This window comes from Pandoraea sp. SD6-2 (assembly GCF_000389825.1).
GTDB classification, from domain to species: domain Bacteria; phylum Pseudomonadota; class Gammaproteobacteria; order Burkholderiales; family Burkholderiaceae; genus Pandoraea; species Pandoraea communis.
On record NZ_KB944426.1, the window covers coordinates 1 to 16,548 of the forward strand.

16 protein-coding genes and 1 pseudogene are annotated in these 16,548 nt (G+C 57.5%); 7 read left to right on the forward strand and 10 right to left on the reverse strand.

The window, feature by feature from the left end; all coding sequences use genetic code 11:
* The coding region (locus tag C266_RS04730; RefSeq protein ID WP_036661571.1) for an integrase core domain-containing protein at positions 1-430 on the forward strand (430 nt) is incomplete at its 5' end.
* A 172-nt stretch (positions 431-602) separates the two neighbouring features.
* Here the strand turns inward: C266_RS04730 and C266_RS04735 are convergent.
* The 3 genes and pseudogenes from C266_RS04735 to C266_RS04740 form a co-directional block, all read right to left on the reverse strand.
* Positions 603-989 carry a DUF4440 domain-containing protein gene (locus tag C266_RS04735; protein WP_010806099.1) on the reverse strand — a complete coding sequence of 129 codons (387 nt, stop codon included), beginning with the start codon at positions 987-989 and terminating at the stop codon, positions 603-605.
* A gap of 350 nt (positions 990-1,339) precedes the next feature.
* Positions 1,340-1,609: pseudogene (locus C266_RS28015) on the reverse strand (integrase); the annotation flags it as partial.
* A 26-nt stretch (positions 1,610-1,635) separates the two neighbouring features.
* Complete coding sequence (locus C266_RS04740; protein ID WP_010806100.1) at positions 1,636-2,544, reverse strand: LysR family transcriptional regulator; 909 nt, start codon at positions 2,542-2,544, stop codon at positions 1,636-1,638.
* Between the two features lie 147 nt (positions 2,545-2,691).
* On the opposite strand from C266_RS04740, the gene C266_RS04745 reads away from it, so the two are divergent.
* From C266_RS04745 to C266_RS04760, 4 genes are all read left to right on the forward strand, one after another.
* Positions 2,692-4,146, forward strand: a complete 1,455-nt coding sequence (locus tag C266_RS04745; protein ID WP_010806101.1) for an amidase — start codon at positions 2,692-2,694, stop codon at positions 4,144-4,146.
* A gap of 333 nt (positions 4,147-4,479) precedes the next feature.
* The gene (locus C266_RS26025; RefSeq protein WP_010806102.1) at positions 4,480-5,334 is read left to right on the forward strand and encodes a GNAT family N-acetyltransferase; all 855 of its coding nucleotides are present in this window, start codon (positions 4,480-4,482) and stop codon (positions 5,332-5,334) included.
* A gap of 330 nt (positions 5,335-5,664) precedes the next feature.
* Positions 5,665-6,078 carry an ester cyclase gene (locus tag C266_RS04755; RefSeq protein WP_010806103.1) on the forward strand — a complete coding sequence of 138 codons (414 nt, stop codon included), beginning with the start codon at positions 5,665-5,667 and terminating at the stop codon, positions 6,076-6,078.
* Entirely contained in the window at positions 6,075-6,536 is a 462-nt protein-coding gene (locus C266_RS04760) for a MarR family winged helix-turn-helix transcriptional regulator (RefSeq protein ID WP_010806104.1), read from the forward strand. Before C266_RS04755 ends, C266_RS04760 begins: the two co-directional genes overlap by 4 nt.
* Positions 6,537-6,649: 113 nt before the next feature.
* Here the strand turns inward: C266_RS04760 and C266_RS04765 are convergent, their stop codons facing one another.
* The 3 genes from C266_RS04765 to C266_RS04775 all read right to left on the reverse strand — a co-directional run bounded on the left by C266_RS04765 (position 6,650) and on the right by C266_RS04775 (position 9,811).
* Positions 6,650-7,192, reverse strand: coding sequence for a cysteine hydrolase family protein (locus C266_RS04765; RefSeq protein WP_010806105.1), 543 nt, complete (start codon positions 7,190-7,192; stop codon positions 6,650-6,652).
* Between the two features lie 571 nt (positions 7,193-7,763).
* Positions 7,764-8,885 carry an epoxide hydrolase family protein gene (locus C266_RS04770; RefSeq protein WP_010806106.1) on the reverse strand — a complete coding sequence of 374 codons (1,122 nt, stop codon included), beginning with the start codon at positions 8,883-8,885 and terminating at the stop codon, positions 7,764-7,766.
* Positions 8,882-9,811 (reverse strand): NmrA family NAD(P)-binding protein, encoded by a 930-nt coding sequence (locus tag C266_RS04775; RefSeq protein ID WP_010806107.1) that lies wholly within the window; start codon positions 9,809-9,811, stop codon positions 8,882-8,884. Before C266_RS04775 ends, C266_RS04770 begins: the two co-directional genes overlap by 4 nt.
* A gap of 117 nt (positions 9,812-9,928) precedes the next feature.
* Here C266_RS04775 and C266_RS04780 point away from each other — a divergent pair, with 117 nt between their 5' ends.
* Positions 9,929-10,825 carry a LysR family transcriptional regulator gene (locus tag C266_RS04780; protein WP_010806108.1) on the forward strand — a complete coding sequence of 299 codons (897 nt, stop codon included), beginning with the start codon at positions 9,929-9,931 and terminating at the stop codon, positions 10,823-10,825.
* Positions 10,826-11,108: 283 nt separating this feature from the next.
* On the opposite strand, the gene C266_RS04785 is transcribed toward C266_RS04780, so the two are convergent.
* The 4 genes from C266_RS04785 to C266_RS04800 form a co-directional block, all read right to left on the reverse strand.
* Positions 11,109-12,074: an alpha/beta hydrolase gene (locus tag C266_RS04785; protein ID WP_051126155.1), complete on the reverse strand. Its 966-nt coding sequence runs from the start codon at positions 12,072-12,074 to the stop codon at positions 11,109-11,111.
* Between the two features lie 624 nt (positions 12,075-12,698).
* Positions 12,699-13,124 (reverse strand): hypothetical protein, encoded by a 426-nt coding sequence (locus tag C266_RS04790; RefSeq protein ID WP_010806110.1) that lies wholly within the window; start codon positions 13,122-13,124, stop codon positions 12,699-12,701.
* Between the two features lie 796 nt (positions 13,125-13,920).
* A complete protein-coding gene (locus C266_RS04795) occupies positions 13,921-14,277 on the reverse strand; it encodes a hypothetical protein (RefSeq protein ID WP_144265706.1) in 357 nt (118 codons plus the stop codon).
* A gap of 765 nt (positions 14,278-15,042) precedes the next feature.
* Positions 15,043-16,017, reverse strand: a complete 975-nt coding sequence (locus C266_RS04800; RefSeq protein WP_010806112.1) for an alpha/beta fold hydrolase — start codon at positions 16,015-16,017, stop codon at positions 15,043-15,045.
* A gap of 82 nt (positions 16,018-16,099) precedes the next feature.
* On the opposite strand from C266_RS04800, the gene C266_RS04805 reads away from it, so the two are divergent.
* Positions 16,100-16,537 carry an Rrf2 family transcriptional regulator gene (locus tag C266_RS04805; protein ID WP_010806113.1) on the forward strand — a complete coding sequence of 146 codons (438 nt, stop codon included), beginning with the start codon at positions 16,100-16,102 and terminating at the stop codon, positions 16,535-16,537.
* Positions 16,538-16,548: the final 11 nt, after the last annotated feature.

Here is a 16,548-nt window from a genome sequence, read left to right on the forward strand (position 1 = left end):
GCTGACAGTTGTCGATGTATTCACGAAAGAAGCCCTGGCCATCGAAGTTGGTCAACGGTTGAGGGGAGAGCACGTGGTGTCGGCACTCAATCGTATCGCGGCCAAACGCGGCGCTCCTCGGCATATTTTTGTAGACAACGGCAGTGAGTTTTCCGGGCGATTGCTCGACATGTGGGCATATCACCACAAGTCGAAAATCGATTTCAGTCGCCCAGGAAAGCCCACGGACAATTGCCACATTGAGACGTTTAACGGATCATTCCGTGATGAATGCTTGAACGTGCATTGGTTCGAGACGCTGGACGAAGCGAAAGCGATTATCGAGGTATGGCGCGGGGACTACAACGAGAGTCGGCCTCACTCAGCTCTCAAAGAGATGGCGCCGGCCGAATTCGCCCGACAATTGGTGTTTTTACCCGGGTCGACTTGACCCGATACGCCGAAAAACTCGCTCTGGATTTGGTACAGAAAACCCAAGCGGATCATCAAGGCCATTAACTCCAGATTTCTTTGGTACGAGATTCTCAGGACAGGTCATCCCTATCGCGGTCGTCTGCAAACGCAAAGGCGAGGCTACAAGTGGCTGTAAAGAAAAGTTAAATTCAGGCCTCAAGCACCAACGGTCCAAGGGAATTGTCGACGAGTACCTTCCATCCACCGCCTGGCTGCTTGCGGAAGACTGTCGTCGCCACTAATTCTCTCGAGGAAACCTCCCCACCCGGCACCGGGTACTCCAGAATCCACCGAGATAGGAATAACGCAACCCCATCCGCTTCCAGCACGTGAGTTTTAAGCTGCTTGGCTGATGCGCCGGATTTCATCGCACGTTCGAAGAAATTCCGTAGCTGCTCGCGCCCGCGAACTGTCCTCCCCGGCTCCGTAACCACGACCGCCTCATCCTCATAGAAGTCGATGACGGTGTCGATATCGCCTGCATTGAACGCTCGGTCTAATAGCTCGACAGCATGCTCAGGGCTTCTCGCGATCATGATTTTCCTCTGGAAGGTTTCTCACATTGCAGGCAAGCGACTGGCCGACCGCCCGGCGCTGCCCCGGTGGGGATTCTAGCGAACTGGTGTTTTATATTCCGCGTGGGATGCGCTGAGATTCTCGATGATTCTGGCATCGTTGTCGAACGGTTGAATCCGCGACCCTAAGTGGCCGCGCTACGCAGGTTCTGGAAAAGGGCCGCGACGGTGGGTGGAGGCTGCGGATCTCCAATCCGGCCGGGTTGAACTGAACAGCGCCGAAGGTGTGACGCCCCTCACATATCTGAAGGGGCTCTACCAGCGACTCATAGGTGAGCGAAGCTGGACGTCCAGATGGCGCAGCAATTCGCGCGCCGGTAGACCAGCGAAGTCTTGGTGCGGCGCATGGTGTGCACGCCGTACGCCGTATCGTCGAGTCCGATCGATGCGATCCACCGATAAACCGCTCGGGCATATTATCGTGTCGACAGATGCGGCGACGCATGCAATCGGCTTGGGAACAGATCGTTGGTAGCCTTCAAACCCCGCGCCCTAATCCATGCGTCAAGGCTCTGAGGAGTCTGCTCCGAGATCTCAAACTGAGCCGGTCGTTGCGTCTTCTGTTGCATTACCGCCGTTCGTCGAACGCGAAGGCCTTCAATGTCTGTCACGTCGTATCGTCGAAACACAATTGCGTTTTGAGGTAATTCAGAAAAGCTTGCAGCTTGGGCGACGGAACCCGCTCTCGCGGGAACAGCGCATTCAGATCTTGCGGTGGACCTATCCATTCGGGCAGCACTCTCAGTAAGCGCCCTGCCTCGACTTCGGGGGCCATGCTGGCATCCATCGCCAGCAACAACCCTTTTCCGGCGCGCGCGGCGTCAAGAATAAGCGCGGGGTCGCTGGCAACGATCACCGGTTCAAGCGAATAGTGAGTCGACTTCCGTCCCGGCTTGCGCAGAGGCCAGGTGTAGCCGCTGTCGGTGCGTGCCTGATGAAGTGCGAGTGAAGGATGGAGCCGGAGTTCATCGGGAGCGGCCGGCGAGCCATGCTGTTCAATGTACGCGGGACTCGCGTAGACCGAAGTCGAAAAGGTCCCGAGCCGCCGCGCCACAAGACTGGAATCGGGAAGGACGCCAAGACGTAGAGCGACGTCCACTTCGTCGTCGAAAAGATCCAATGGCACATGCGTCGCCAGAATATCGAGCCGCACATCGGGATAGCGAGAGCAGAATCCGGCAATCAATGGCGCGATCCACGTGACGCCGAACGAATACGGCAGCGTCACGCGCAGCCAGCCTGCTGGCGTGCCGCGAATGCGCTGCACGGCATTCTCCGCCTCGTCGAGCTGTCTGGAGATGCTGCGGCAGTGCTCGAAGTAAGCCGTACCCGCCTCGGTCAAACGCAGTTTGCGCGTGGTCCGGTGCAACAGGCGTGAACCGAGGTGCGCCTCGAGTTCCCGCACTCGCCGGCTGACCGTCGTCTTGGGAATCTGCAACGCGATCGCTGCCGCCGTAAAGCTGCCTGATTGCACGACGCGAATAAAGATAAGCGTGTCGTTGAGGTCCCTGGTCATCGACGACTGTATCCCGACTGAGCGTTTGTTGATGGATCGAGACTAGCATAGAGATTGTGCCGCTGATGGCTCAATCCTTGCTGGCAGCACGGGCTAATCGCCGGCGCGGGCCTGGAATATCTTGTCGCCTTCAACCTGGAGGCGCAAATGAATCTCAGCGAATACACAAGTCACGATGCAATCGGGCTCGCAAAACGCGTGTCCAACCGCGAAGTCACGCCGGCGGAGCTTGCCGAACTCGCCCGTTCGGCGATTGAAGCAGTCAATCCGGCGATCAACGCGATTATCGAGCACTGGCCGGCCAGCGATAGCGGAGGCTGCCCGGAACTCTGCAACGGTCCGCTCGCTGGCGTACCGTTTTTGGTCAAGGATCTTGCGGTCGCCATGAGCGGTAAGCGGCTGGAGCTAGGAAGCCGGCTCTCCAGCGGCGTTGTCGCCCCGTCGGATTCGTGGCTCATGTCGCGGTTCCGCGCAGCCGGACTCGTCACGATTGGCCGCACGGCTACGCCCGAAATGGCGTTCAGCACGACCACTGAATCCACGCTGCAGGGCGCGACGCGCAATCCCTGGCAGCCGGACTTAAGCGCCGGTGGTTCGAGCGGTGGAGCGGCCGCGGCAGTCGCAGCCGGCGCCGTCCCGCTGGCGCATGCCACCGATGCCGCCGGATCGATCCGGGTGCCAGCAAGCTACAACGGCTTGTTCGGACTCAAGCCGACGCGCGGGCGCAGCTCGAACGGGCCAGCCTTCGACGAAATCTTTGCAGGCTTCGGCGTGCAACTGGGCGTGAGCCGGAGCGTGCGGGACAGCGCCGCGCTACTCGATGCGATCCAGGGACAGGCGATCGGCGAGCCTTACCTCACCGCCGCGCCGGAGCACAGCTTCCTGTCGCAGGTCGACCGCGAACCGGGCAAACTCAGGATTGGCATGATGATTGATCCGTGGAGCGCGGATCGAACCAACCCGGCTATCGCGGCAGCGGTAGGATCGACGGCGCGGCTCCTGGAGGACCTCGGCCACACGGTCTACGAAGCACGGCCGTCACTTGGCGTGTCGTGGGATGCGCTCGTGCAGATGAACGCGACGATCTGGACGGCGACGCTGGTGGGCTGGATCGAAGGCCTGACTGCGGCGACGGGACGCCCGATTGATGAGACAACGCTGGAGCCCACCACATTGGCCTGTTATCGCTATGGCAAGGAAGAAAAGGCATCCGCATTTTCCGCTGCGCTGGCGATGCGCAACGTTGTGACGCGAGCTGTCGGGCATTGGTTCGAAGACTTCGATGTGCTGCTCACGCCGACGCTGCCGCAAATGCCGCTGCGCGTTGGAGAATACGGCAAGGGCGCGGAATCGATGAACGGCCTCGAATGGACGCAGCGAGTATTCCGGCATTCGCCTTTTACCCCACCGTTCAATGTTGCCGGTGTTCCCGCGATGTCGGTACCGCTAGCAAGTCATCCAGAAACGGGTTTGCCGATCGGGATGCAGTTCGCGGGAGCATTCGCGCGCGAAGATAAATTGCTGCGACTCGCAGGACAGCTCGAACGCGCGCGGCCGTGGATCAATCGACGGCCCGTAGTTTGGGCGGGACGTCGGGCGTAATAGCGACAGCGAGCGTGTGTCATGCGGGCGGCTCGGTCCGCCCGCTTTCACTTGCGTTCTCACGCGAATGCACCCGCATGCCTTCGCAGCGAGACAACTCGCCAACTTGCTATCCGGTCGGCAGCTTTCGATTGCAAAGCGGCCGCTTGAATCCGCAGCCGTCTACCGTCGTTCGGGAACCACTGTTCCCGACCCCGAACGGTCATTTGGGAAAAGCCAATCGCCGTCAGGGTCTTGGGGCAAGTGGGGAACGTGATCCTCTGAGTCAGATACCCGCGGTAAACATGCCGGTGGTAAATTGCAGATATTCAGACTTTCTCGGATGCGCTCGCCATGATTTTGACCGGACCTGAGGTCGCCCATTCGCTGGAACTTGTCGAGGCGCGGCATTTGGCGCAACAGGTGGCAACGTTTCGCAGCGTCACGAAGCGACAAGACGTTTGCGCATTGAACGTCTGCGGTGGGATCGCTGCGTTGACCGACAATGCCTTCGGACGAAAACTGAATCACGTTACGGGACTCGGGATGGGTGTCGCCGTCAGCGATGAGGCGATCGAGCAACTTGAAGCGGAATACGGTGCGCGATCGCTCGATGTCGAAATCGATGCATGCCCTCACGCCGTCCCTTCCACGCTTGATGTTTTATCGGCGCGCGGATATGTGGTAAATGCGTTCAGCAACACTTATGTCCGTGAACTGGGGGGCGATGACTTTGAGGTTCCGCCCCCTGCCGGGATTGAAATCGTGAGCGGCCGATCCGTCGCGGAGAGCGCGTTTGTGTCGCATTCGGTATCTGCATTCGAAATGCAAGCCAAGCCTCGGCCGCGGGCCCTGCTCGAAGCGCTCGCCATCATCGCTGCTGCACGAACGGATACGACACGCTTTGTCGCAACGCTTGACGGGCACATCGCAGGTACCGCGGGTATGAGCGTGATTGACAGTCCGATGGGTAAGATCGCGCACCTCTACATCGCCAGCACGCACGCTGACTATCGCGGCCGAGGCGTGCAACTTGCGCTGATCCGTGCGAGATTGTCCGCCGCCCGGGAGGCGGGTTGCACGTTGGCGAGCGTCACCGCACGGGCTCAGAACGTCAGCGCTCGAAACACGGAACGGGCTGGCTTCAGACTTGCTTACACCAAGGCAACGCTGGTGAAACCCTTCGTCAAACCGACCGACGCAAAGTGATGGGCTGCTGACGGAGCGTCTACGGCATGATTGCCCGGAGTGACGGCAACTGGCCGCACGCTGCCCCGTGCAAATCGCATCGGCGGCTCGATCTCCATTGGGGGCGATCGACAACACGCGGCCCAATTCGGTCAGTTGACGCTCTCTAGAGCGGCCGCTCGGCCGCAATAGCAACCTCCCCCGTATCAGACGTCAATAGTCAGGCGGATTGGTCATGCGCAGATCGACCTGGGGTGGTCAGACACTTGAAATATACAGCATTGCTGTATATTATCCTCGCGTACCCGTCTGCGGAATGTAAAGAATGTATGAAAAATGTTGAGGACTGGCATGCACAGCAATGACCCCAAAGCTGTTGTCGAGCGATTCAATTACGAAGTCATCCGTGATGGCAATCGGGAAAGCTTCGAGGCGCTCATGGCGCCCGACTTCATCAACTGGTCGGCACCGAGTGAGGCGACGCGAGGCGCCGAAACGATGTGGGCGACGTTTGCTTCCGTGCTGCGCCCGGCGATCGGGGGCATGAAGGTCCACATTCATGAGCAACTGTGCGACGGCGATAAGGTCACGACGCGAAAGTCGATCTCTGGCAAGCATGTCGGGCCGCTGCTTGGCGTGGAGGCCACCGGCGAGAATATTTCAATCGATGTAATCGACATCGTCCGTGTTCGGGACGGACGGTACGTCGAACATTGGGGTGTGAATACGCTTGCCGCCGTCGTTGCGCGACTTCACAAACAATGAGCGCTCGCAAAGTGGGTCGAGCTGACTCTCTCCCCGTCCAGACCGAAGATGCCGCATCCTTAGGAGAGTCGATTCGTGATGTCGTAAGCCGCCTCGTTAAGGTTGTCCGCGAGCAAACTGGTACGCACTCGAATGCGCAGAGCGAGACACTTTCGCTGCTGGAGCGCGCTGGCCCTGTCAGTATTTCAACACTCGCCGTGGGCCGGGCAGTGACTCATCAAACTATGCGGGTGATCGTAATGAAAATGGTCGAACAAGGGGTGGCAACCCTGAGGCAAGACACTGAAGACGGCCGCGCTTACATCGTGAACCTGACCGATAAAGGACGCGCACAGATTGCGCATGAGCGAACCACACGTTCGCAATGGCTTACTGATCAACTGATCAGGAAACTCAGCCGCGAAGAGCGTGCTTTATTGGAAGTTGCCGTTGGAACACTTCAGAAGCTGATTGACTAATGCCCCCTCGTGGCGCCCCCGTTATCGCTAACTAGGGGCTACCGCAAAATCGGAAGCGCTAGACGACGCGCCCCCCCGCAAATCCCGGTGATTCCACTCGCCATCACGGATCACTAAAACTCGCATTCCGCCGTGCTCACAAGCCTCACGAAGGGGCCATTCAATGTCCGATTGTGGTGGTCGATAATGTTTCGCGCAGACAACACCGGCGTGTCCATGGAGGTATGCGCGTCGGCCACCAGCAAAGGTTGGAATCCCAAATCCGCTGCTGCCCGACAAGTTGCGTCGATGCAGTATTCCGTTTTCATTCCGACGATAACCAACTCGTTAACGGATGCATCCCGGAGCGAGTCCGCCAGTCCAGTGCCTAAAAAACAGTTAGGCCGGTTTTTGTCGAATACGGCGTCCGTCATCGCATCAACGGCCAAATCTCGCAGTAGTTGTGTCAGCGGGCTCCCAGGCTCAATGGGGGAACCTTGAGGGCCGGTATGTCGCGCAACGAAGATTGAAGCACCGGCTCGGCGAGCCTTTTCGATCAACTGGTTGATGTTGGCAAGAACTTGCGGCCCGTTGTGAGGCGTTTCTGGGCCATTAAACAGTCCGACTTGCATGTCAACGATTAAGAGGGCGCGGCGTTGAGGCTGAGGACCCTGCATTGCATTTCTCCTGGATTGTTGCCAGTGACGCACGGAGAAACTTCAAGGCCCCGTCCATCACTGGCGGGGCCTTGGGGCGATACGATATTTGAAACTCGCGCACCGACCTCACGGCCCGCCATAAGCGGTCGTGGTGATGGTAGTGGTAGTGAGAGCGAGGAAGTTCATGTCATGCATGATGCAGTAACCGCTTCAAGGCGTCAACGACCGTTGCATCACAATTAAGCTCGGTCGATTGGACTGGCGGCGACAGGCCGGGATGGCACCATAGCTGCCGTTTGAACGTCGATGGGCAGGCCGCGAACATCGCTTCCTGGCCGTCTAAAGACACTCCGGAATGGCGGTTTCCGACCCAGTTCGGCCCATCAGCCGGGCGCCAAGCCTAAGGCTGCTCTCCGGATAATAACGGTCATTCCCGCAGGCGAAGTCGATGGACAAGTAATCAGCCTATTTGCCTCGTCGACACCCTCAGCTAATTGCCGCATGAAGGAAGTACCCGAACATCGTTTCGACGCAGGCATGCCATTGGGTTAGCTATCGCGTAGGCTCGCGAAGGTCGAGCGAATATCGCCTACCAAAGCATGCGGATTTTCCAACGCGGCAAAGTGGCCGCCCCGCTCGTGCTCAGCGAAGTGCCGCACATCGCTGTAGCGTTGTTCAATCCAGCGTCGCGATTTACGCACCTGTTCGCCGGCAAGCATGGTGAATCCAGAGGCACGCCAATTGGACGATCGGTGCGAGCCGCAGAGGACCAGTTGGATCGCTTCAATTCCCAATAAAGTCGAGCCGACGAAGCTGACGCATTGGGTATCCAATACAACATGATGTCGTCGAGTATTTCGTCGAGCGTGAAGGAAGCTTCTGCGTTGCCTGCCGTACCACACGTGTCCTGGAACATTGCGTAAATCCACGCTGCCTGCGCGACTGGAGAATCTGCGAGCGCGTAGCCTATCGTCTGCGGTCGCGTCTGCTGCTGTTGAGCGTATCCGGATAGCGTGCTCCAGAAATACCTGGCACTGTCGAGCATTCTCTGTTCATCCGGCGTAGCGTCGCGCATTTCGTCTTGCGTGGGCATGAACATCGCGAAGTTCAGATGGATACCGATTAGCTCGGGGAGCGCCAGTGATGCGATTTCGTCGGTCACTCCTGCGCCAAAATCACCACCGTGCATAGCCCAACGGTCGTAGCCAAGCCGTCGCATCAGCTGAACGTAAGCACGCCCAATGCGCGACATGTCCCACCCGGGTTCACCTGGCTTGTCGGAAAAGCCAAATCCCGGCATCGACGGAATGATAAGGTGAAACGCCTGCCTCGGATCATCGCCCTGTGCGCTGGGATTGGTAAGCGGCGCTATCACCTTGCGGAACTCAAGCACAGAGCCGGGCCAACCATGCGCCATCAGCAAGGGAATCGCATCAGGTTCAGGTGACCGAATGTGAAGAAAATGGATGTCCAAGCCGTCAATGGTCGTCTTGAACTGTCCGAAGTCATTCAACATCGACTCGCAGCGACGCCAGTCGTAACCCTCTATCCAATGCGCGACGAGTGCCTGCAGCTTTAAAAGTTGCGGACCTTGGCTCGTGTCATTGACGGTTTCACGGTCTGGCCAGCGCACCCGCTGCAGTCGCTCACGCAACTCGGTCAGCTCCCGCTCAGACACATTGAGCTGAAACGGCTTGATCAGATCAATCATCGCTTGCTACCCCTGGTAATGTAGTGACGTTTCATGAAGTCGAGGAGCGATGTTGGTCGCACTGTCGGATATCGGTCATTTGCGATGTCGCACAAAGTCCCTTCGCCCGACATCATCGGTAGCAGATACAGGAGCGGCAGCATTGCCATCGGATGAGCACCGGCTTTCGCCATTTGCCGTAGTTCGGCATATCCGTCCGCAATCGACCCTCGGCGTACCGGACGAAGCGCGTTGCCCGTTGCTGTTGCATAGTCACCCGCAATCTGGGCAATGGTGCGACGGTCGCCTGCCACGGAAACCATCCTGTTAACCGTCACCGGATCCTCAACGGCAGCCACTGTCCATGCTGCAACGTCGTTCATGGAGGTGAAATCGAGAAGCACTTCGTCGTCGCCCCAGTAAGTGATCGCGCCCGCGTCGGCGTCGATCAGGCCGGGGTTGGAGAACACCGCCTCCATGAATCCACCGTTCAGGATGTGGGTATAGCCGATGCCACTTGGGGCGACCTTGCGATCGAAGGTCCGCCGCATGTCGAGGTAAGGGTTAATGCCTTCAGGAATCGAGAACAGGTTCTCAGAAAAGTCCGACGGAACAAATCGCCCAACGCCCGTCGCGAGCGCTGCTTCAAGCAACCGGGACTGGCCATCAATGATGGTGTCAGGGCCACCTTGCACTGCTGAAATAACGGTACCGACGCCTGCACAGGCGTGCTTGAGGCTGAGCGGGTCGTCCAGATCCATATTGACGACGGTTACGCCGTTCGCTATCCACACCCTTGCCCGATTGCCGTGTTTGCCTGCTGAACCGCCTCGAACACCCGCACGGATCTTCCTGCCGGGCCGTGTGCGAAGTAACGCATCGATGATTCGGTGACCCAGACCGCCGGCGGCGCCGGCGACCAGATAGCTCGCGTGTGTGTTTTCCATATCTCCCTCGGTTCGTCGTGACGCGCGGTGTAGGGCGTCAGGGAGAAGTCTAGGGCGTTCCACGTTTGAATATAAGATAGCTTAATCGCGACTCGCTGTTCCGGAAAACGACACGAAATGGACCAGGCCGACCTCATCATATTTCTCCGATTAGCTCACAGCGGAAGCCTTTCAGGCACGGCACGGACGCTGAAGTCCCCCAAATCATCCGTAAGCCGGGCGCTCTTACGATTGGAGACGGAAATTGGATCAGCGCTCTTCGACCGGTCCACACGACACTTCAGGCTGACTGACGCGGGAAAACTGCTACTGCCCTACGCGTCGCGGGTAGTTCACGACCTGCAGGAAGCACAGGCGATCATCGATGGTTACGCGGGGGAGCCACACGGGCTGCTACGTATTAACACAACGCAATCGTTCGCACAGGGACTCATTGCGCCCATGCTGCCTGACTTTCTAGACCGCTATCCGGAACTTACCGTCGAGCTGACCACGGACTCAAATTACGTTGACATCGCGCGCGAAGGTATCGACGTAGCGGTGCGCGTCGGTACACTTCCTGACTCGTCGCTCATCGCTCGCAGACTGCCACCTGTCGAATTGTGGCTATGCGCAAGTCCATCCTACTTATCGCGATCGGGCGTCCCGATGGAGGCAAATGAACTTCATGGACATAGGCTCGTCGTTCGGGAGGCCCCCACTAGTTGGGTCTTTCAGGATGGCCACACGGAATTGGCCCTACACCCGCGCGGTTCGGCAATCATCCCGGACGCGGCTGCGCAGAAGATTGTTCTTGAAGGCGGTGGCGGGATTGGTTTTCTTCCAAGCTACCTCGCAGCTCCCGCCTTGACGGCAGGTACCCTGGTGCGGGTACTTCCGTCATTGAGACGGGAACCGATTGAGCTTCACGCGCTGTATCCGACTCACCGCAGCATGTCAGCAAAGGTCCGCGCTTTCATTGATGCCCTTATTGGTCACCTTGATACAGTCAAGCTAACGTCCTCGCGCGACTAGCAACTGTCGTCCGCCAAACGAGCGCCGTGGCATCGATACCGGCAATTGACCCGAGGAAAAAAATCATGGACTGAACGTCGCTTAGCTGCGTGTAGCGGACCTTCGAATGTCCGGCTCCTTTCGCCGGTCGACTGACCGAAACTGGCCGGTTGCCGACGGTCGCGACGGACGGTTTGCGACCCACAACGGTCCGCCGCGTTTCTCCGAAGCGGACGTTCATCGCTGGACAATCCCTTACCCTGCAGTTCAATGAAGGCATCGTCAAACAATTTGATTGCCGCGCTTAACGATGGGCCGCCGCCGAATTCTGCACGAACGCCGAAATCACTTCGACGACATGATCGGCCAAGGGACGATTTGGGTCCGAATAAGCGGCGACGTTGTCTGTCCGGTCCTGCGCTCGTACCGCCTTGAGGACGTGATTTGCACTGGCGATGAGCACGAGTTCCGCCCGGGGATCTGCATGCTTCAGCAATTGCGCATCTCCGGGGCCGACCTGAAGATCTTGCAACCCCTGCACAATCAGTACTGGCTTTCTGTAACCTGCCAGAAGGGTCGTTGGTTCAACTGCCAATTCGCTCATGAGAAACCGCTGCACTCGCGGCCTGAACAACGGCATCAGTGAGGGATCGATTTTGGACGCGTCTACGGTTTGCCCTGCTTCGAGGGTGTCGAGTACCGACATCGCATTTTCCAGGATAGGAGCGTTCGCAGGGTTAGATCGAAGTTGTTCTCTCAATACCTTTCCGAGCGGGCGTCCGGCTGTGGATAACAGAATCAAACCGCAAATGTCGGCCGTGTGCTGTGCGGCTACCAGCGCCACCAATCCGCCCTCGCTATGGCCCAGCACCCATACGCAGGAGACACCTGTGCGCATTCGGATGGTCGTCACCCACGAGTGAACATCCGCCGCGTAGTCGTCGAGCGTGACGTCGTCTGCATCAGGTATCGCCGATGCACTACCGTACATACCCCTTTTGTCGATTCGAACCGACGCGACGCCATGACTTAGAAGTCCGTCGGCGAGCAATCGGTACGTCGAAGCTCGAAGCCCATTGGGGCCATTGCCGTTCCGGTCGGTTGGCCCCGAACCCGGCACGATCAGAACCACTTGACCGTCTTGATTCCCAGGCGATAGTAGTGTGCCTTGCAAAGGCCCTGCGGGACCCGGCGCCTCGACGTTCGCCTGCACCGTCAGCGATGGAATTCCCGATTGGATAGCAGCAGCCAATGCGATAGTCGCGAGCATACCCATTCATGTCCTCTACGAGCGTCCAAACCACCCACAAGGCGGCCATTGATTGCCAACCGGGTTGGAGCCCCGACCGGTGTCCCTTGATCGCCGAGACGAGGCGAGCACCGCCCACGCTGACACGAGTGCGTCCGTCTGCTCCAAGGTCCGCGACGCCTCGGGGATCCATTGGCCATACCGTCCTCCAAGAATCGCCGATGCCTTTAACGCATATTGAGCTTCGGTCTGCCCAGCTTCGTCGACCGTTCCTCGAAACGCCGCGAAGAAAAGCAGCCCGAGAGCCGATATGTCGTTAGGACAGATGTGGCGCAAACTGTCCGGCAGAGCGACAGACCGATGGAGACAGCCGGACAGCGTGCGCCTCCAAAGCTGCGCGCTACGCGGGTGGTTCGAAGCTTGCATCCCTAGCTCCTTTCTCCTGAGGACGATGCGTTGACCGCTTCCAGATTGTTGACGACGTAGGAGGCACCGTCGACTGTCCCTTCATGGCCGGTAACGGACATCAGTCGGATGCCTGTTTTCGCCCCTGAACAGCCCTCCGCTTCGGCAGAAATCGGTCGCTGAGGCGTACATTGCCGACCTGCTCAAGCAATTATTCTGGCCGAATTCTCGATTGAAAAGTTAGTCGAAATCGATCCTAAAGGCGCACTCATCTTCGTACTGCCGCGTTAATTCAACCAGGACTGAATTCGAAATTGCAGCCGTCAACGCAACCTTCAACTCCGGGGTGATGCCGTCCAGGTGAAAGGAAAACCACCACCCAGAAGACGCATCGACCCAAGACACAAATAGGTCTTCGTTGCTAGCGCCCCAAAACTGAACGTTCTTCGGAGTCGCCATAGAAGCTTGGTTAGTGATCATGTCACGGGGTATCGCGATCTGCTCGCCGTCGTCGCTCCAGTGAGTTACTCGCCCAGTTTCCGGATTGGCAAGCGAAAATCCAAGCTGCTCGAGCAACGCCTCGACAAAGCGAAAAATGTCCGGAAATGGGCCCTTCAGTAGGACCGTCAAAATAGGCTTTACCATGGCGCTTGCGAACTTCGGCATTGGTTAATCGTAGCCGTAGTTGTAACGGTGAGGTTGCGTCGACCGGTTGAATCCACAACCCAGAAATGGCGTTTAACCCGATGAAAAACGACCGGTTATTTAAATTTTTGAAAAAAGGCTATTGATCTCGATCGATATGATCATTATTTTATTAAACTCTCGTTGGTGCGTCACGAAGCAAAAAATAGTAGCAAACCGAATCCAATTAGGAAGCATCCGCTAACAAACTGAGATTGGATGACAGCGCGCCATCCTGGGTAGCCATATAGCACCGGCGGAGAAAATCGAGTCTTGCCAGCTAGGCGAAAGAACCAAGTACGCCACGTGTCTATGATCGAGAGCAGGCCACCAGCAAGGAGAAATAGCGAAACCACCCGAATCGCATTGAACTTAATCGGGATATCAAATACATGCACCACAACAAGCGCAAGCGCGCCCATTAGCAGAAGTCCGAACAGGAACCGACAGAGCAAAGTCAGGCTCGTCTTGAGCCACTTTGGCGAGCCTCTCTCACCTTGAGGCAGGGGTGTCCATTTCATTCTTTTCTGTCAAATTTTTAGGGGCTACTAATTTAGCACTATCTCGTTAAAAAAATCTGAGTCAATACAGTCGCGTTTCGTGAATTTTTCGCCGGGAGTTGAATCCTTCATAGTTGGTCTTCGATTTTCGACGATTTACGTCCCGAGGTCGAGCGATCGAAAATGGCCGGTTGCTGCCGGCCGCGGCGGACGGTTTGCGACCCGTTACGGAAAGTCGGCCCACCGAAAAGTCGAGGACGTCGGTGCGTGGCACCAAATCAATCTATGACCTGTGGCTGGCTGCTAGCGTCATCAATTAGCACAAGCGGACCTGTATCCTTTGCAAGGTGACAGAGAACGGTCTTTATCAGCGATTCCCGGCCCTTTTCAAACCAGAGTTGCTGCGGCTCCTGATCACCTGAATACTCGTTGATGTTAAGCAGAGTCCATTCACCTTTGTCACCACCGAGTTCCGAGACAATAGAAGCCTGCCAAATGCAGCCGATTCCGTTGTCTCGAATTTCCACATTGAAGCCATGAAGTTGGGATAAGGCGGCCTTGACCTCGCATCCGGTCGGAAAGCGAGACGAGACGTTGGGGTGTGGAACCGCAAGCTCCTGTAGCCAAGTCTTCATTTCAGAGTCAAGCGGCCAAACCGTCCAGAGTATTCCCATTCTGTTGCAGCTCCACTCAACGTGATGCGGGTGATTGTCAACGATTCAGGTATTGATGTCGAATGGCCGGTCGTGGCCGAAGCGGACATCACCGCAGAGAAGCCAGATGAGCGCGTGGAGCCAGTGGGTGATGCAACGTAGAGTTGAGAAACGATCCCACGGCTGCTTTGCCTTAGTTGCCGCGTAGATATTTGACTCTCAGCGCGAACGCACGCTGACGGAGACGCTGAGAGCAGCCCCGTCTATCTTCCGATATGGTGAATAGCAAATCAGCGACCTCAGTGTCCAACGGCGCCCCCTGCTCAATCCAGCGTATGGCCAAGTTTCGCCAGTACTCACTTGGCCATCTCAGCCCAGCCAGGACAATCTCACGAGGTAATGATTCGCCAGGAGAGAATTCGTCGTATGGGCGTTCGAGCGGAAGAACTATCGATGGTGAACTCATTTGCTAACAATCCCGACAAATAGCTTCGATCCAGACTGCCGCGTTGGTTGAAGCGAATTGGTATGAAAATGGGTGTGGGGCCGAAGTTGTTTTCTATGCAGATGTATTCCTCAGGGCTGAATCGATCGACGCATCACGCTTATCTTAGCCTAGGATGGGTGACTGCTTCTGGCCGTCTAAAGACACTCCGGAATGGCGGTTTCCGCCCCTTCTCCGACATACCGTTCTGCGGGCGGAATGGCCGCTAACCGTAGTTGAGCCGTCAGATCGCGCCGTGTACATCAAAGATCGCGGAGAAAGTCAATCAATGCCGCGTTGACGACATCCGGCGCCTCCTGTTGCAGCCAATGCCCTGCTCGCGGAACGACCCGAGAAGCCGACAGCCTAGGCACGATCAGGGGCATGCCGTCGATAATTTCGTGCATGCCTGGCATTGCCAGACCTGTGTCTCGCTCGCCGACAAGGTACAGGGCGGGAACCTCGACGAGCAGGCCCTCGAAAGCCGATTGCACTTCCCAATTGCGATCGAGGTTGCGGTAGTAATTCAATCCACCGCGAAAGCCAGAAATGCTGAATGCTTGCACAAACTTGTCGAGGTCGGTGGGTGCAAGCCACGCGGGCAACAAAGGCGGATCAATCAGAGAGTCAAGGAGTCCACCACTCCGCAGCATGAGTCCGAATGGATTGGGCGTATTTACGTCGCGGGCTCCGACGTCGCCTGATGCGGAAAAATAGATCTTGCGCAATGTCGCGGCAACGTCACGCTCAAGTTCGGCTTCGGCCAACCCAGGTTCGGAAAAGTAATGCGTATAGAACCACGTTTGGTCGGTCTGCGGAAAAAGCCGGCTCGGCGCCATCGGCGCGCGGCCCATCATTGGCACCCCGAGCGCAACGACAGCGCGAAAGCGGTCAGGCCGAAGCAACGCGGCTTGCCAGGCAATGGTTGCACCCCAATCGTTTCCCACAACAACTGCGTCGCGTTCTCCGAGAATGTCAACGAGCGCCACCAGATCACCGACAACGTCTAACGTTGTGTACTGTCCGATTGCCGTTGGGCATTCGCTTGATCCGTAGCCACGCAGATCCGGTGCTATTGCGCGGAAGCCGGCGTGCGCAAGTGCCGCCAGTTGATGGCGCCAAGCATGCGAGGTCTCAGGAAAGCCGTGGCAAAGGAGCACCAACGGGCCGTCGCCCTGTTCAGCGACATGCAGGCGAATTCCGTTTGCTTCAATAAAGGTTTGACGGTATGCGGTCATGGTTGCTCTGGCAGAGATGTATGCACACAAGGATCCCGAGATAGCGTAACATCAAAAGTTGCACATTACCAAGCTTCCGAATATGCAACGCGATACCAGACTGGCTCGACTTCTGCACATCCTCATCCACATGCATCTTCGAGGAGGCGCGACCACCTCAGAGACGATTGCGCTGATGCTGCATACGAACCCCGTCTTTGTCCGCCGAACGATGGCTGCGTTACGCGAATCGGGGTACGTAAAGTCGACTGGTGGTCCAGGCGGAGGCTGGGCGCTCGCCTGTGACCTCGATGATCTTACGGTGAGAGATGTCTACGAGGCCATTGGACATACCGCGCCGTTTGTGATCGGCCTAGCCGAAGACAATCACACTTGTCCGGTGGAGGCGGCGGTAAATCGCCACATCAATGAGGCGTTGGGTTCAGCGGAAAATACGTTGCTTCAATTGCTTGGTGACAAGCGACTCTCCGAGATCGCGCACGACGTGACGTCGTCAAAGCCGCGCAAAACGAGTCGGTGATCTCGCGGACC

Bases quoted from the DNA above. Each gene is read 5' to 3' on its own strand.
- C266_RS04735 (WP_010806099.1), bottom strand. From the start codon at position 989: ATGATCGCGAGAAGCCCTGAGCATGCTGTCGAGCTATTAGACCGAGCG.
- C266_RS04740 (WP_010806100.1), bottom strand. From the start codon at position 2,544: ATGACCAGGGACCTCAACGACACGCTTATCTTTATTCGCGTCGTGCAA.
- C266_RS04745 (WP_010806101.1), top strand. From the start codon at position 2,692: ATGAATCTCAGCGAATACACAAGTCACGATGCAATCGGGCTCGCAAAA.
- C266_RS26025 (WP_010806102.1), top strand. From the start codon at position 4,480: ATGATTTTGACCGGACCTGAGGTCGCCCATTCGCTGGAACTTGTCGAG.
- C266_RS04755 (WP_010806103.1), top strand. From the start codon at position 5,665: ATGCACAGCAATGACCCCAAAGCTGTTGTCGAGCGATTCAATTACGAA.
- C266_RS04760 (WP_010806104.1), top strand. From the start codon at position 6,075: ATGAGCGCTCGCAAAGTGGGTCGAGCTGACTCTCTCCCCGTCCAGACC.
- C266_RS04765 (WP_010806105.1), bottom strand. From the start codon at position 7,192: ATGCAGGGTCCTCAGCCTCAACGCCGCGCCCTCTTAATCGTTGACATG.
- C266_RS04770 (WP_010806106.1), bottom strand. From the start codon at position 8,885: ATGATTGATCTGATCAAGCCGTTTCAGCTCAATGTGTCTGAGCGGGAG.
- C266_RS04775 (WP_010806107.1), bottom strand. From the start codon at position 9,811: ATGGAAAACACACACGCGAGCTATCTGGTCGCCGGCGCCGCCGGCGGT.
- C266_RS04780 (WP_010806108.1), top strand. From the start codon at position 9,929: ATGGACCAGGCCGACCTCATCATATTTCTCCGATTAGCTCACAGCGGA.
- C266_RS04785 (WP_051126155.1), bottom strand. From the start codon at position 12,074: ATGCTCGCGACTATCGCATTGGCTGCTGCTATCCAATCGGGAATTCCA.
- C266_RS04790 (WP_010806110.1), bottom strand. From the start codon at position 13,124: ATGCCGAAGTTCGCAAGCGCCATGGTAAAGCCTATTTTGACGGTCCTA.
- C266_RS04795 (WP_144265706.1), bottom strand. From the start codon at position 14,277: ATGAAGACTTGGCTACAGGAGCTTGCGGTTCCACACCCCAACGTCTCG.
- C266_RS04800 (WP_010806112.1), bottom strand. From the start codon at position 16,017: ATGACCGCATACCGTCAAACCTTTATTGAAGCAAACGGAATTCGCCTG.
- C266_RS04805 (WP_010806113.1), top strand. From the start codon at position 16,100: ATGCAACGCGATACCAGACTGGCTCGACTTCTGCACATCCTCATCCAC.